The 16,464-nt window shown below is 38.5% G+C and carries 11 protein-coding genes; 8 read left to right on the plus strand and 3 right to left on the minus strand.

The window, feature by feature from the left end:
* Nucleotides 1-5: 5 nt before the first annotated feature.
* The 4 genes from ACQKL5_RS00830 (at nucleotide 6) to ACQKL5_RS00845 (ending at nucleotide 7,854) form a co-directional block, all read left to right on the plus strand.
* Complete coding sequence (locus ACQKL5_RS00830) at nucleotides 6-1,292, plus strand: bifunctional folylpolyglutamate synthase/dihydrofolate synthase (RefSeq protein WP_427606034.1); 1,287 nt, start codon at nucleotides 6-8, stop codon at nucleotides 1,290-1,292.
* Nucleotides 1,293-1,503: 211 nt separating this feature from the next.
* On the plus strand, nucleotides 1,504-3,228 hold the full coding sequence (locus ACQKL5_RS00835) for a sensor domain-containing diguanylate cyclase (RefSeq protein ID WP_427606036.1): 1,725 nt from the start codon (nucleotides 1,504-1,506) through the stop codon (nucleotides 3,226-3,228).
* A gap of 247 nt (nucleotides 3,229-3,475) precedes the next feature.
* A complete protein-coding gene (locus ACQKL5_RS00840) occupies nucleotides 3,476-6,880 on the plus strand; it encodes a DUF5057 domain-containing protein (protein WP_427606038.1) in 3,405 nt (1,134 codons plus the stop codon).
* 59 nt (nucleotides 6,881-6,939) lie between these two features.
* Entirely contained in the window at nucleotides 6,940-7,854 is a 915-nt protein-coding gene (locus ACQKL5_RS00845) for an ankyrin repeat domain-containing protein (protein WP_427606039.1), read from the plus strand.
* A gap of 29 nt (nucleotides 7,855-7,883) precedes the next feature.
* Here the strand turns inward: ACQKL5_RS00845 and ACQKL5_RS00850 are convergent, their stop codons facing one another.
* From ACQKL5_RS00850 to ACQKL5_RS00860, 3 genes are read right to left on the minus strand one after another with little or no spacing between them, the layout of a single operon-like run.
* Nucleotides 7,884-9,524 (minus strand): hypothetical protein, encoded by a 1,641-nt coding sequence (locus ACQKL5_RS00850; RefSeq protein ID WP_427606041.1) that lies wholly within the window; start codon nucleotides 9,522-9,524, stop codon nucleotides 7,884-7,886.
* A gap of 12 nt (nucleotides 9,525-9,536) precedes the next feature.
* Nucleotides 9,537-10,190, minus strand: coding sequence for a PilW family protein (locus tag ACQKL5_RS00855; protein ID WP_427606042.1), 654 nt, complete (start codon nucleotides 10,188-10,190; stop codon nucleotides 9,537-9,539).
* Nucleotides 10,145-10,642 (minus strand): type II secretion system protein, encoded by a 498-nt coding sequence (locus tag ACQKL5_RS00860; RefSeq protein WP_427606044.1) that lies wholly within the window; start codon nucleotides 10,640-10,642, stop codon nucleotides 10,145-10,147. The genes ACQKL5_RS00855 and ACQKL5_RS00860 overlap by 46 nt, the downstream gene beginning before the upstream one ends.
* A 123-nt stretch (nucleotides 10,643-10,765) precedes the next feature.
* Here ACQKL5_RS00860 and ACQKL5_RS00865 point away from each other — a divergent pair, with 123 nt between their 5' ends.
* The 4 genes from ACQKL5_RS00865 to ACQKL5_RS00880 are packed head-to-tail and all read left to right on the plus strand — an operon-like array spanning nucleotide 10,766 to nucleotide 16,461.
* Nucleotides 10,766-12,556: a hypothetical protein gene (locus ACQKL5_RS00865; protein ID WP_427606045.1), complete on the plus strand. Its 1,791-nt coding sequence runs from the start codon at nucleotides 10,766-10,768 to the stop codon at nucleotides 12,554-12,556.
* Nucleotides 12,557-12,589: 33 nt separating this feature from the next.
* Nucleotides 12,590-13,327: a PRC-barrel domain-containing protein gene (locus ACQKL5_RS00870; RefSeq protein WP_427606047.1), complete on the plus strand. Its 738-nt coding sequence runs from the start codon at nucleotides 12,590-12,592 to the stop codon at nucleotides 13,325-13,327.
* Between the two features lie 17 nt (nucleotides 13,328-13,344).
* A complete protein-coding gene (locus ACQKL5_RS00875; protein WP_427606049.1) occupies nucleotides 13,345-14,784 on the plus strand; it encodes a VanW family protein in 1,440 nt (479 codons plus the stop codon).
* Nucleotides 14,785-14,802: 18 nt separating this feature from the next.
* Complete coding sequence (locus tag ACQKL5_RS00880; protein WP_427606051.1) at nucleotides 14,803-16,461, plus strand: GspE/PulE family protein; 1,659 nt, start codon at nucleotides 14,803-14,805, stop codon at nucleotides 16,459-16,461.
* Nucleotides 16,462-16,464 lie beyond the last annotated feature (3 nt).

Genomic DNA, 16,464 nt, shown 5'->3' on the forward strand with positions numbered 1-16,464 from the left:
GAAACATGGTAACGGACATGAATGAAATCAACCAATTTTTTGAGAATCGACAGGTCCAATTGGGTATGAACTTTGGTTTGTCCCGAATGGAAACTTTATTAGCTAAATTAGGAAACCCCCATCAAGGGCTTAGGTATATACATATTGCAGGCTCCAACGGCAAAGGGTCGACGTTACATTTCATAAAGGAAATCCTATTGGCTGAAGGGGTACGGGTTGCTTCTTTCACTTCACCATACTTAATTCGACTGAATGAACAGCTGAAGATAGATCGAGAGGAAATTAGCGATCAGGACTTTGTCGCTGAATTCCAGGAACTGTGGCCGATTATAAAAGAGATGGATAGCGAAGGAAATGGACCCACTCAATTTGAGATTCTGACAGCCATGGCATTCTCTTATTTCAGCAAAAAAGAGGTCGAGTTGGTTTTACTAGAAACGGGGCTCGGAGGAAGACTTGATACGACCAATGTCATCCAGCCACTTCTTTCCATCATCACCTCCATCTCATTGGAGCATACGAATATCCTGGGCAATACGCTAGCGGAAATCGCTTTCGAGAAAGCGGGTATCATTAAAAATGGAGCACCTATCATCAGTGGTGTTACGTCAGATGAGCCAGCAAGCGTAATTAAAGAAAAGGCGGTTTCAGTTGGCGTTCCTTATTATCAAATAGGAAAAGACATCCATGTACAGGCTATCAAGCAAAACAAGCTAGGGCAAAGCTTCTCCTTTTCGTTCGACGATACCTCCATTGATAATATAGAGATGCAGATGCTTGGCGCTCATCAAATCGATAATGCCGCGCTAGCTATCGCAGCGGTTACATTAGTCAGAAAAACCATCCATGAAAAAAGCATACGGAAGGGAATAAGGGAGGCACAATGGAATGGCCGCTTCGAGAAGATTTCTGAAGCGCCGTTGATTATCATCGATGGCGCGCATAACCCGGCCGGCATCGAGGTTCTGCTTGATACATTAAAGACACGTTATCCGGAGTACGCCTACAATTTTATATTCAGTTCTTTTCGCGATAAAGATTATGCCAAGATGCTATCTCTGCTCGAAAAGGAAGCAAATGAAATAATCGTTACTGAATTCAAACATGAAAGGGCAGCGAAAGCGGAAGTCCTATATGAACAATGCTCAAAAGAAAAAAGGAGTTTAGAGAAGGATTGGCAGAAAGCGATAACAGTCGGGGAAGAAAAAACGAAGGCACGAGAAGTTTTGGTCATCACGGGTTCCCTTTATTTTCTTTCACTTGTACGAAAATTTATATCCAATGGCAATTGACCATCACTATAATTAAGAGTGGCTATTACAGCAGCCCCTAGTTTCACTTATCTTTTCCCTTTTGTCTTCCAAGACGAAAGGGTTTTATTTTTTATGAAAAAACAAAGACTTTCAGACTATGTGTTTTGAAGTTTTTTAATTTGGGTATAGTGCTTAAGTAGTAAAAACTGGTATGATAATACCAAGATACTCATGGGGATGGGGAAGATATATGAATATTTCTAGAAAGAAACGAATGGCTATCTATGTGATATGGTTTCTTGTCATGCCTGCTAGTTTAGTTGGGACTTTTCATGTATTTCCACCTATTCAAAGTGGGCATACAGGGGACATTGCAGCTTTTCTCGTGCTTATTAGTGTGTTGGCCTTTATGCCAATAATGACTAATAATATTCCAATCACGGTCGTGCAAGGCGTTTCGCTCGCCGTATTTCTTGTGTTCGGACTAGCTACTGAAATCGTTGTCACACAGGTAGCCTTTATATCCATTATAGTCAGGCTTCGACTTGCAAAAGAGGACTGGTATCGTTTTCCATTGAATTCCATTGCATCTTTTATCTTTTGCCTTATGAGTGGACTGGTCTATTATGGTTTAGGAGGAGATCATGATTTCTCATCCGGCATTGATGCTATCGATATTCTGTTGATTCTCGTTTATCAGTGTTCTTATTTTCTATTCAATCAGGTAGTGTTCATGGTAGCGCATTGGGTTATATATAGAAAAAAATTAGAAATGAAAACGAAGGATGCTATCTGGGATGGATTCACAAGTCTCATGATCATGCCAATCGGCATTATTTTGTTCGTATTATATATAGAAATGGGTAGTCTGGCCATTTTGCTTGTAGGAGCAGCGTTGGTTAGCTTAGCTTTTATCATGAAGCAATTCTACTTCACTAAGGAAATAAACAGGCATTTGAAAAAGGTGAGTGAATTCGGTCATCAGTTGACGAGAAGGTTACAGGCGAATGAGGTACTTGATTTATTTATTGACGGTAGTTCTGCCATCATTCCTTCTAAGTATACGCTGGTCTTTGAGATATTCGATGAAAAAGAAAACGCCCAGATCTTACGTTATGCAGAAAATGGGGTTCAAATAGAAAAACGGATTAAACCCGTATCCATAAAAGAAGGAATATATGCTACTCTTTTTCAATTGAAAAAGACCAAGGTCTTCCATTCTAAAAAGGAATGGAAACACCTGGCAAATTATGGTAATTTCCCGGAAGATGTGGAAAGTATCATGGCGATTCCGATTTTTAGAAATTCCGTATTAGTTGGAGAAATCATCGTTACCTCTTCCAAGAAACGAGCATATGGTTCGCATCAAACGAAAATCATGGACATTCTTTCCTCTTATCTATGGGTGGCTCTTGAAAATGCACGTCATTATCAGGAAACTAAATACAGCAGTGAACGATGTGCTTTAACTCATTTATATAACTTTCGATATTTTGAATGTGTGTTACATAAAGAATTTGAACGATTGCAGAATCAATCGCTTAACCAATTGTCGCTACTCCTTCTGGATATTGACCATTTCAAGTCGGTTAACGATACATACGGTCACCAAAGCGGCAATGAAATCCTTTGTGAATTGGCAGAGCGGCTGGACGGTATCGTTGGTGATTCAGGTACAACGGCTAGATACGGCGGCGAAGAATTCGTTATCCTCTTACCGAATGTCGGGAAAGAAGAGATCTACCAATTTGCTGAATTCATCAGACTTTCGATAGCGAACAAACCCTTCACCGTACATTCTGACTTAAATGAAAGTAGGCGGAAAGAGTCGATTTCCATTACAGCTAGCATTGGAGTCGCAACTGCACCCATTGATGCCGAAGATGCTCAATCGATAATTAGGCACGCGGACCGCGCGATGTATACAGGTGCAAAACAAGCAGGCAGAAACAAGGTTGCCGTATATGAAGGATAAAAAGGCAAGATTCTTCGGAGTCTTGTCTTTTTAATAAGGTAAAATTTACATATATTAAAAATTAATGTATTTATTGACCATTCCTGCACAATTTTTGATAAAATATGCTTAAGTAATAAGACTATATAACTAATAATAACGTATGCAATCAATAGAGAGAGAACTTATAGACTAGATTACTAGTATCAAGCTTGCTTCATGTAGCAGAAAGTATGATCAAATTTAAAAAGAGAGTGATGTGTAAATTATGAAAAAGTCCGTGGGATTCGTCGTATCATTAGTGTTAATTTTTTCGTTTCTTCTCCCACCGAAGTCCTTAGAAGCAGCCGTTCAATCTCCTGGTCCTAAATTGAGAATCCTTGAGATCGTAACTTCGGGTGGTTCTCAATTAAAGAGCATGTTTGGTCAAACGAACTATGATTACACTGTAATGACAATGAAGAAGTTTGTCGCACAGCGGGAAGAGCTGGATGGCAAATATGATGTAATTGCGATTATGGATGGAGAATATAATTCAAAATCAGTTAGTGGGGGTAAACACGATACAACAGGTGTAATGAATGATATTACTAACTTAAAAGCGAAAGAGATTATAACGGATTTCATTAATAAAGGACAGCCGGTGATTCTTTCATCAAAAGGTATTCCTAAGGCTACAAAATTGAATAGTAATTTCCAACGATACTTATCGACATCGCCTGTAAATGTGATTGTATATGATAGTGGGAATGTAAATAAATTCATGAAAGAAGTCGAGGGATTTTTTACTGGTGCTTATAAACAAGCACCACGTTTTACACTTTCTAAATTTCCTAGTAAAACTAAGAAATTCACCTATAATGAAAACTTGGATTTCACAGTAAATGTAGAGGTCCCTTCTAATATAAATTCGAAAAATTTAAAAGCCAAGCTATATATAGATTCTAACTTTGATGATAAATATACAACGGATGAAATAGTAGTAGAACAAAATGTCTTATCCAAGTCCACAAATTTTTCTTTCAAATTGCCAAAGGGCTATTCAGGAGTGAGATATTGGAAAGTGGAACTTGTAGATACCGGTAATAATCTGAAGAGCTATGAAAAAGGAATGATACAGTTTGTTGATAAAAAGGTGGAAGTGAAAGTCCTTCAGGTCTATACGAATGAAAATAGTTCGTTGAAAAAAGATAGTAGACCTAATAATATGAATCAATCGTATTTGAACAGTGACGAATATAATATCTCGATTGATGCAACGAGCATGACAAATTTTAATAATTCAAAAACTAAAGAGCCGAAATATTCACATGAGGTCATTAACGGAAAATACGACATGGTCATCTTTGGATTTGCCGATTCTTATAATAGATCGGCAAGTATAAATACGAATGCAGTCGCTTCACTGGAGAGATTTATTGCATCGAAGCAAAGCATCATGTTTACCCACGATACTATTTTTGAAAATAATAATAATTGGGTAAAGAATTTCATGGACGATACAGGACAAATCAGTCCGCAAACCAACCTAGGGTATGGAGCACCTAGTACATCAAGATCTACGAAAAAAATCAATGAAGGATTAATTACAACATATCCCTATGCACTGAATGATAATATCGCTGTAGCATTGACGCATAATCAATATTACACGCTAGATTTAGAAGATGACGATATCATCCCATGGTACAACATCATTGGTAGCAGTCGTGATGAGAACGATAGCTGGAATCATTATTATACGTACTCTAAAGGGAATATCACCTATTCGGGAACAGGTCATAGGGGAGGCAGTGATGACTTCCCAGCAGAAGAGCAGAAATTATTCGTCAACACGATGTACCGAGCTTTTCTAGGATCGAATCATGCTCCAGAGATTACGATTCATACTCCTACGGTTAATCAAGTGATTCCTACTAATCAGAACATCGAATTATCTTATACACTTCAAGACTATGATTTAAAAGACAAGAAAGTTTCTACTAAAGTATTTATGGATGGTAAAGAAGTATCAGCTGAAACAGATGTGACTAACGGATCGACAATCACTAAATCAATCCCACATAATCTTCATGATAGTGGAGTGGTAACTATAAAGGTCCAAGCAACAGATGAATCCGGTGCAGTTAGTGAAAAAGAAGTGAAAGTAAACGTACAAAAAATAAATGCCAATCTCGAAGTAAACAGAGTTTTGAAATCAAATAATTTAGTGGAAGTCGGCAAACCTGTAGAAATCGAATATACCGTGACTCCGAAAAATATAACTGGCAGTGAAGCTCAGGCTATTTCCGGGGAATCAGTGACTGTAGATTCTATAAAATTAATAGAAAATTTCCCACCAAAATTGGAAGTAACGAGTGACGGTGAAAAAAATGGGTCAGCAGCAACAGGGATTTCCTTAGAAAAGACATTAAGTAATATTGTCTATCATAAAAAGGGCAATGAATTCGTTGCTAGTCCCATTACATTCAAAATTCAAGTTACGCCTACTGTGAAAAAACAATATACTTTGGCTAATTCTATCTTGAATTATCAGGATTTATCAAATATCCAAAAGGACTTAACTTTTAACACACTATCATTCAATGCTGATATAGCATTAACAGGAATTACCTTCCCTGATGCATATGTATTAAGTAAAGGTACAGAAAAAAACTTCATGGTTGATCTGAAAATGTTTCCTGTAGATTCTGGAATCAAGAGTATTTCATGGAGTGAGGATAGCCGAGGACAGATATTGGATCTAAATTCCTCTCTTGGAACAGCTAAAGTTTTAAAAGAAGGCGATACATTTTTAAAAGTGATAGTAACGGACTATTTCGGACATGTTTTTGAAAAGAAAGTTCCTGTGACTGTAAGAATTCCTGTAGACTCATTTACTTTGGCAGATCTTTCATTAGATGTGGGTGAGACTTTGCCATTGCCGATTGATGATGTTGAACCTGAAGAAAAAGGTAAATCGAGCTTAGTAATTGAAGTAGACGATGCTAGCATAGCTAGCGTTGATAAAGAAAAATTCAAAATTACAGGATTAAAAACAGGTGAAACCACTATGACTGTGACGGGAATTAATTCTAATGGCGAGCCGGTAATACACACTTCGGTTATTACGGTTAGAGAGGTGCCGGTAACAGGCATTCAGGTGCAACCATCCTTGGTTCCTCTTAAGAAATTCGAGGAGTATGAAGATTTCAAAGTTATAATTTCACCTAGTACAGCAACAAATCAAACAGTAGAGTGGAAATCACTTAATGAGAGTATTGTAGAAGTGTTGAAAAATGGGAAAATAAAAGGAGTCAGTACCGGGACTGCAAACATAGAAGTTATTTCTAAATCAAATCCTGAGATTAAGGAAACAATTAAGGTCCAAGTAGGCCAACCTCTTGAAGGTATTAGTATGCCAGCAATCACGCTTCAAAAAGGTACTTCTCAACCCATTGTCGTTCACTACAGTCCTGCAGATGCAACAAACGTGGTTAAGACGGAATTCTCTCCTCTAAAGAATGAGTATATAGCCATATCTGGTGGAGTCATTCAAGGAGTGAGGGTAGGGAAAACTGAAATTAATGTTACAGTTACGGATGATAATGGGAAGAAGTATCCCGCTAACCTCAAAGTTACCATTACACCAAAACAAGAAGAAGGTTCAAACGACAATCAAGATAAATACTGATCGTTCATAAAGCCGGGGCAACCCGGTTTTCGTTTATATGAAACGGGAAAGGACATCTCATGAAAAAAAGACTCTTACTCATCAGTTCAGTGGTTTTATTTATGTTAATTGTGGCTGGTGGAGTGTATCAATACCAAGCAGCCAAAGCAGAGAATGAAGAACAGTTTGAATCGTTGCTATCCTATATCAATGCAGGAGAAGAGGAAAAAGCGGAAAAACTGTTGAAAAATAATAATTCAAAGGCATTCATTAATAAAGAATCTGAAGAGGGGGAAACTCCCTTGGAATATGCCTTACACATGCAACTTTATTCTTTATCTAGGACTCTATTAGAGAAAGGAGCAGAGATAAGTCCGAAAGCGGATAGCCCTCTGTTCATCCAGCTTGCTTATTCACTAGATTATTACCAGCAGATGCAAGAGGAAGAAAAGCAGAAAGCCAAAAATGAAATGTTCAAAATGGCTTTGAAAAAAGCTGAAGCCAAACTAAAAGAAAAGAATGAACAAGGAAATACGGCCCTTCATATCGTGTCCTTAAAAGGGGATGGTGAACTAGCACGACTTTTCATAAAGCATGGGGCCAACCCCGAGAGCAAAAATAAAGCAGGTGAAACGCCGCTCATGCTTGCCGTTCAGGAAGGGAATATCGAGGCCAGTAAAGCATTGATAGAAAGTGATAAAGAATTAACAAAGATGAAGGATAAGGAAGAGAATACCCTATTAACTATAGCGGTGATTAGTGGTAGAACGGAAATAGTGAAGCTGTTTACTCGTGTGGATACGATTCCAATTGATGACAAAAATAAAGATGGTAAGACAGCACTTATGTATGCCAGTGAATTCGGCGAGAAAAAACAAGTCCAGTTACTACTGGATGCGAAAGCGGATAAAACATTGAAAAGCAATGAAGGCAAGACCGCCTATGACTATGCTAAAGACTGGTACCATATAGGGGTTGTGAAACTATTGAAATAAAAACGGGGAGCCCTTAGAGCTCCCCGTTTTTATTTATCCTTATTCAGTTTATCAGGGATGACATCTAATCCTTCCACTTTCGGAAGAGCATGTGTCTTATTTAGGAAGAGTCTTCTGCTATTCTTGATGTTTAATCTTGACTTATCATCTTCCTTTACAGCAGGGAAACGTAAATCGCCAGTTTCCTCACCATCTTCTACGTCTCCACGATAACTATTAACAGTTAGATAACTCTTCGAAAAGACTCCGCCATTAATATTCAACAGTGATCCCACAGCATAAACCTCAGAAGAAGTCTGAAAACCTATATTACCGTTTTCCTCAGGTTTACATCCTACAGCATTATATTCACAGGCTGATTTACTTTCTGTATAAAAATAGCCATTGATCGTATTGGTATCGTTTTGGAATTTATTGACTCGTGCGATACTGAGCTTGCCTTGTGTCATTAAAATAAAGGAGGGATCGTCTGGTTCATTTCCGCAATTACCCTGATAGCATGGAATATCCGCATTATTTAATGTTGTGGAACCGAGCACATAGATGACGGAATCAAAACTTACTTTTCCTTTAATCGTTAAGTTACCCGTAATTAATAGATTACCTTTAACATTCATGGTTTTATCGAATGAGTTTTCTATCGTTGCATCACCAGAAACGACTAGCCATTGCCTATCCCCAAGCTCAATATCGAAGCTGTCTATATAGGCAGCTCCTGAGTGAATAATCGGTGATGATGTACCGTATTGCGATAAATTATCGAATCTAACTTTTTCATTTCTAGGATAATCTTTCTGATTAATGGATTGATTCAGAGATGCAATCGACATCTCTTTATTCAAACCGGATATACCTATACTGCTAGATGATAGTTTATCGATAAAGGTCTCTTTTATATCTATCTCATTGAAAGTATCGTCTACATCGTCAAAGAGAATATTTCCAGTGTGAAAAGCTTCTTTTAGCTTTGAAACATTTAAGCTTTGCCATCTTGTTTCATCTTTTTCATGTCCGGTACCACCGTAACAGGAAGGAGCCGATTTGCAAATTTTCATTTCCGTTCGATGGGCATGAAGTTCGCTATAATCTTGAACAGCAGGCAACGCTGTTTCTTTTGAAAGGTCAGAGGATTTATATACATATAAAGCCTGATTGCTGATATTGAACTTTTCTTTTGCGTAAATATTCCCATCAATATAGGGAGACCCATTAAGGGTCAGATCCTTGCCTGCACCAAGAGCATATTTTAGAAAGCTTGGCATCGCTGTGATATACACCTTTTGATGGTACTTGCCACTGCTTACCTCGAAGACTCTTGTATTATCATGTTGGTTATCTATTGTTGGATAATCATTCGTTATATTTTCGATTGTGTAAATATCTTTTTCATTTTCAGTATTTATGAATACCTCTAAATCTTGATTGTATGCGGTTTTATTATCTGACAGTAGGGAAGTCTCCATTCTATTAACATGTTCTTCGATAATGGAAACACCCTCTTTCACGGCGCTTATATCAGCAACGTCGTCCACGATTTCAGTTTCCCTAATTTCCGTTCTCTTTGCTCCATTAATACTCGCAGCAAGAAGGACCATCCCTAGCGTGGTCAGGATTAGGAAAGAAAGCAGCACAGATAAAAGGGTGTATCCTTTTTCATTCTTCCAGTTCATGAAATTCACTCCTTAAAATCCAAACGAGCTCTCCAATACAAGTGGTTCGGTTGAAACAAAGAATCCTTTGTTATGAATATTATTTTCGATAATCATCGTGATGTGAATTGTACTGTGCGTACATAAGGTCCCAGTGGGGTCTATCGTGCAGTCGTCACTATCCGTATCGAGTTTAATTCCCGTTTTCTTTTCCGTAGGTGTACCAGTATTTAAGTCGATAAAAGTAGAAGAGGAAAGATCGAGTGTGGTCAGGTCGCCCTTATTATCGATGATGAATTGGTTATCTTTAAAGTAAACATCCACTGGTTCTGTTCCTTTGCTATCTTCAATGATGTATCCATCTACTGTTTTTTCTTCTTCTACGTTAAGCCTGATACCATTTTTTCCATCTTCATTGAGGGGGGTAACGAATTTAGGCTGATTCGTAGTCAGTTCATTCATAATCATGGTGGCGATGTAATCTGCATCATCTCTCAGTTGGCCTTCCATTTGGATTTTTTGATAGAGGCTCAATCCTGTGATGAATAATGAGTAAATGATACCGGAGATGAAGGTGGTAATGGTGACGGCCAGTAGTATTTCTATCAGGCTTAAGCCTTTTTCATTTGAGAGCGATTCTTTTATTTTTTTAAAAGGCCTTCCACTCTTGTTTCTTTGTCTTCCCAAACAACCTTCACCTCGATTCCAATCAAGTTCTTATTGAGATCATAGCCGGTATCCGAGACTGCTTCATTCGGATTATATTTTTTTAGAATGATTTCTGTATCATATTTGTAATTATTTATGGTTGGTTGCAAAATTTCAGAACAGCTTGTTTTATGAAGGGATGGACGAGTATTACAGTCTGCTAGAGTTATCTTGATACCTTCTTCTGACTCTAATGACGCAATCTCATATTGTTTATAAAGTTCATTGAATTCAAGCTGATCAAAGTAATTGATGACATTTCTAGCTACATTTATTCCAACTGTCTTACTTTGGTTTCGTTTTGTATAATCATAGGATTGTGTAAAGAAGGCCATTGCCGTTATAGTAATAACCCCTAAAATAGCAATAGAAGCAAGTACTTCAACAAGTGTAAATCCTCTTTGTTTTTTTAAAAAAATATTTCCTTCCATACTTTTCCCTTCTTTCAAAATATCTATAAGTATTATACAATATTTTTAGGATTTATTACCTAAATTAAGGAGCTATTTTCGAAAAACGGAAAATATATAATAATATAGTAGAGGAGTGGTTTGTTGGAGACAATCGTATTTGCTGGAATATCTCTTATCTTATTGATTCCAATTGTTTATGTTCTGCCGTTGTCCCTGACCTTTAAGGGGAAGCTCGTCATAATTGGGGGTGCTGTCGCAGTGGCACTTGCTGGTCTAGTATTCGCGAATATCTTTCCTCTTTGGCAGGCAATATTATTTTTAGCCTTGTTGTTATTTTTGGCTTTATTTCTTATTGATAAGAAAATCGAGCCACTAATGCTCTCAACCCAAACGGAAGCGGACTTTTATGAAGCATTTGGAGAGAAACCCACTCTGAGTGAATCCAAGAGTAGACGAGTTTCTTTAACCAAAATGGAAGAATCGAATGGGGAAACAATAGTGTATGAGACAAGTGAGCACCATATTGCGGCTTCTGAGGAAAACACGATGGAAATGGAGGAACCAAAAAATTCGGTTGATAATGAAATAATCATTATCGACGCAGAAATGGAGATCCGAACCAGAACTTTAGACGAATCTGAAAGTCTTCCAGAAACCGAAACACCGGTAAAAAGCGAGATAAGTGAAATGGAAGAATTACTAGAAGAAGATTATTTTGTAGAAACAGTAATGGACGAAACGGAAACCCTTCCAGAGATTGAAATACCGGTAAAAAGCGGGATAAGTGAAATGGAAGAATTACTAGAAGAAGATTTTGCGGAACCGATGATGGACAAAATGGAAAGTCTCCCAGAGATTGAAATACCGGTAAAAAGCGAGATAAGTGAAATGGAAGAAGATTTTGTGAAGCCAATGATGGATGAAGCGGAAATTCTTTCAGAATATGAAATACCGGTAAAAAGCGGAATAAGTGAAATAGAAGAGTTACTAGAAGAAGATTTTGTGGAACCGATGATGGACGAAATTGTAAGTCCTCCAGATATCGAAGTGCCGGTAAAAAGTGATTTAAGTGAAATTGAAAAGCTACTAGAAGCTGATAATTTGGAACTTGAGATTGAAGAAGTGGAAACACAACCCAATAGTCAGCTAGGCTCACTGGAGGAAACGGATAACTCTGTTCATCTAGAAGGTGTGGAAGAGAGAATTACTCCTTTAGAGATAGAAGAACTAGAAGTATTTCCTGAAGAGCATGACTGGGAAGTGAATATAACGGAATTAGAAAAAGACACTATTGATAGTTTCCAAGAAACCGAAGAACCTGTAATTCCTGAAGATTTGTCCGATGAAACAGGTAGGGAAGATAGTCTTGAGATTATTATGGAAGAACAATATCCAGATAACATCCAGTTAGAAGGTTCTATAGAAAAAGATAGCCTTCTTGAAATACCTGAACAACTTCCTGAAAAGAGCTCTACTCATTTACCAGAGCCTTTAGAAAATGGTGCAGCCATAGATGAGCCGGAACATTTATTAGAAGAATCCTCTGCAATTATTGAGCAATCTAAGGAAATATATCCGGAGAGTAGCTCTAGTGATGTGGAACAGATACAGACTATACCAGAAGAAATGACGACTGCCACTGAACATGGCAGCGAATTGCAACAACAGATGTTTCAAACGATGGTATCTCATATCCAAATTGCACAGCATCAGATGAATGAGACAGAGTTTGAACAACTTGTTATGAGCCATTTACATCCGAATATACCAGATCAACAATATTATATATTTGCATCATTTTTAATTCAGAGTTATATGACAGCAAAGAAAACGGAAAAGCTTCGTGAATTGATCGCGCAGTTGAAGGAAAAGCTCAGTGCGCATCCAATCCTGCTTCAAGAGTTAGAATTCATGGAACGCCGTTTTTGTTAAGAAGAAAAATCAGAAGATAGGTATGGTGACGTTATGAAAAAAAGCACAGAAATTTTAGGTCTGCCAATTATCAGCATTACAGAAGGTATGGAAATTGGAAAGGTGAAATCATTAGTGATCAATCCTGAAAAAGGTTCACTGGATTTTATAACAATCGAACATGAAGATTGGCAGGTAAGTGTAAGGGCCATACCATTTAAAAAGGTGATAGGCATTGGGGAATACGCTTTAACCATCGAAACCGAAAATTCCGTCATCGATTTAAATGAAATACCAATCGCGAACCAGCTCGTCAATAAAAAAATTAAGATTACCGATGCCAAAGTGATGACCCGTAAAGGGGAACTGTTAGGAAGCGTTCGTGAATATTTTACAGATGAAGAAAATGGTCAAGTCATCGGAATGCAGGTTAAAGTGGGGGATCATGAGGTAATTCTTCCTTCTGAAACGGTTTTGACGTATGGCAAGGATATTTTGATTGTTACGGAAGATGCTTCATCTCGTTTCCTAGAACAGGCGGAACAGCTACTGGGAGAGCATGTTACGGAGGCGGAAGTAGCTGCAGGAGAAGAAGCGCCTAATGGGGAGACAGAGTTAAGAAACAAGCAAATTGAATTGCTTCAAGGAAAGCGATTGCTGAATCATGTAAGAGATCTGAATGGTAATATCCTTTTCTCGGAAGGTCATGTTCTTTCTAAAGAGGATATTGTTAAGGCACAATCTGCTAGCCCAAGTGTATTGGTCGGGCTATCCATGAATGTTGAAGCATAAAAAGGAGTTGCCTATATGTGAAGAATCCACAACTGCTGAAAATTTTTCTGGTCTTTATTTTATCAACTGCATATATATTTAGTTTTTCGCATTTTGGGGCATCAGCCTATAATCAGATTTTCAAGGACCAAGGACAATTTGGAGACAATACAATGATTGGTAGTCTGGATATTTCAGGTCAAAGCAAGCGGGAAGTAAGTACAGTACTCACCGAGGCAGTTGACCATTGGACACGTAATACGGTCTTGGATATCACCTATAAGGAAAGTAAAATGACTGTCGATAATGGGATATTCACCTTTCAAATGGATAAGACAATTGCTTCCTTGCTCTCAAATAAGAAGAATAGAGCTGTTGTTTCGGTAAACACCGAGTCTTTACAAGAAGACTTATATGATATGTCCTTAGCCCTTGCGTCTGCATCATTGGACATAGATAAGCTTGCCAAGGACCTGGCGGTAAGTGCCGAGTTCTTAACGGAAGGGTCTAAAACCCTTGCACTGGAAAACTATATTGATGGAGATACGGGTGAGGACGAGGTAGTTGCTGAAGCTACGGTTAACCTTGGGAATGCAGCTGCCGCTTTTAAGGATTTGATTCCATTAATTCAGCCGATAAAAGTTGACGCGGAAACTCAATTTTCTCTGTTGCAAAAAATGTCGGAGCTTGATGGGAAGAAGTATAACTCAGATACATTAAGCCGCTTAGCCACAGTTATTTATGGAGTGATTCTGCCGACTAACTTTACAATTATTGAACGGAATATCAGCAATCAACTTCCGGGTTATGCCGAATTAGGCTTTGAAGCACACGTTGATTCTGAAATTGGTCATGACTTGATTTTTGCCAATACGAATGATGGTTCCTACCGTATTGAGCTTCAGGTAGAAGGCAAGAAATTAAAGGCGACATTAAAGGGTCAATCTTTCCTGAATTCCTACGAGGTAAAGACGACCGATGAAAAGCGGTACACACCGAAGACGATTAAACAATATAGTGATGAGTTGGCTCCTGCTGCCATGCAGGTGAAACAAGAAGGAAAAGAAGGCATAACGGTCAAGGTTCTTCGTCGTATAGAGTCTTCATCGGGAGATCTTTTGGAAACAGAGACCTTATCAGAAGATTTTTATGCACCCATTCATCGTATTGAAGTATTTGGCTTGAAGCTCAAAGAAATCATCTCACCTCCTACCGATTCCGATAATGAAGATGAATCTGATACCGATTCCGATAACTCAGGAAAAGACGACGAGACCATTGATGAAGATACGGAGCAAGAGCAAGGTAATGAGGATAAGAAATTGCCTGGTGATGAGAGTAGTAATGGTAATAGTAGCGAAAACAATCAAGATAGCCAAAAAGATGAACAAGAAAGTAATGAAGATAAGGGTGATAGTAACCAGGAAGCGGGTGGATACCCCAGATATGAGGAGGATCCTAACGTTCCCCAAAAATAAGATAAAGCAGGGATAAATATGGCTCAAACCCGAAAACGGCTTGGAGACTTATTGGTGGAAGCTGGCTTGATTACAGAAGACCAGCTTCAAATTGCCTTGAAAGAAAAAAGTCAGGTTCAAAAGCTTGGGGATGTATTGCTACAAAAAGGATATATTACGGAGCAACAATTGATTGAAGTGTTGGAGTTTCAGTTGGGCATCCCCCATGTAAGCTTATATCGGTATCCATTCGATTCAAACATATTCAGTTTGATTTCGGAAGATATGGCTAAGCGGAACTTAATGATTCCTTTGAAAAAAGAAGGCGAAAAGCTTTACGTAGCCATGGCTGATCCGATGGACTTTTACGCCATCGATGATTTACGTCTATCAACCGGGTTTCAAATAGAACCAGCCATCGCCACAAAAGATGATATATTGCGTGCAATCGCCAAACATTATACCAATGAAGAGGGCCTAGAAGAATTGATGGTTGCCCTTAATCGCGACGTTAATGATGAAGAAGCAACCGTTGATCAGAATTCACCGGTTGTGCGACTCGTCAATCAATTGTTGTCAAATGCTGTGATGCATAAGGCAAGTGATATTCATATCGATCCACAGGAGAAGAAATTGGTCGTCCGTTATCGAGTGGATGGTGTATTACGATTGGAAAAGGTATTACCCAAGAATATGCAAAATGTTTTAATTGCCAGGATCAAGATCATGGCGAAATTGGACATTACCGAACATAGAGTTCCACAAGATGGCCGAATTAAAGTGAATCTCGGCCATCATCCCGTGGATCTTCGGGTGTCGACACTGCCCACCATATTTGGTGAAAAAATGGTCTTACGAATCCTTGATTTGGGTAATAAGTTGAATGATTTAAAACAACTTGGATTCAATAAATTAAATCTACAACGTTTTGAATCGATGATTGCCCAACCAAACGGAATCGTCCTGATTACAGGTCCTACCGGTTCAGGAAAATCGTCGACCCTGTATGCGGCTTTAAATCAGCTTAATACCGAGGAAGTTAACATCATAACGATTGAAGATCCTGTCGAGTTTCAGCTTGAAGGCGTCAATCAGATTCAAGTCAACCCGAATGTCGGGATGACATTTGCGACCGGTCTCCGATCGATTTTGCGACAAGATCCAAATGTCATCATGGTTGGGGAAATTCGTGATAAAGACACGGTAGAAGTGGCCATCCGGGCATCCTTAACGGGCCATCTTGTACTGAGTACAATTCATACGAATGATTCTTTAGGAACGATTACTAGATTGATAGATATGGGTGTTGAACCGTTTTTGGTCGCTTCTTCTTTAAGTGGAATCATGGCCCAGCGTTTGGTAAGGAAAGTGTGCCGGGATTGTGTTGAAAAGCAGGAACCGAGTAAGCGGGAGATAGAGATCTTCGCCAAACGTGGTATGAAAATCGAGAGCATTAACCGAGGTCGAGGGTGTACTTCTTGTAATATGACCGGTTATAAGGGAAGGATTGCCCTTCAAGAAATACTGGTGATCAATGATGAAATGCGCAAGTTGATCATGAATGGTGAGCCGCTTAATAAGCTCCGAGAAGTGGCAGTAAAATATAAAACGATTTTCTTGATGGATGACGGCTTATTGAAAGTTAAACAAGGGCTGACCACTACCGAAGAAATTCTACGAGTAGCAGTTCTGGAATAGAGG

Origin of the sequence: Peribacillus sp. NPDC097675 (assembly GCF_050277655.1) — a bacterium.
GTDB lineage: Bacteria > Bacillota > Bacilli > Bacillales > DSM-1321 > Peribacillus.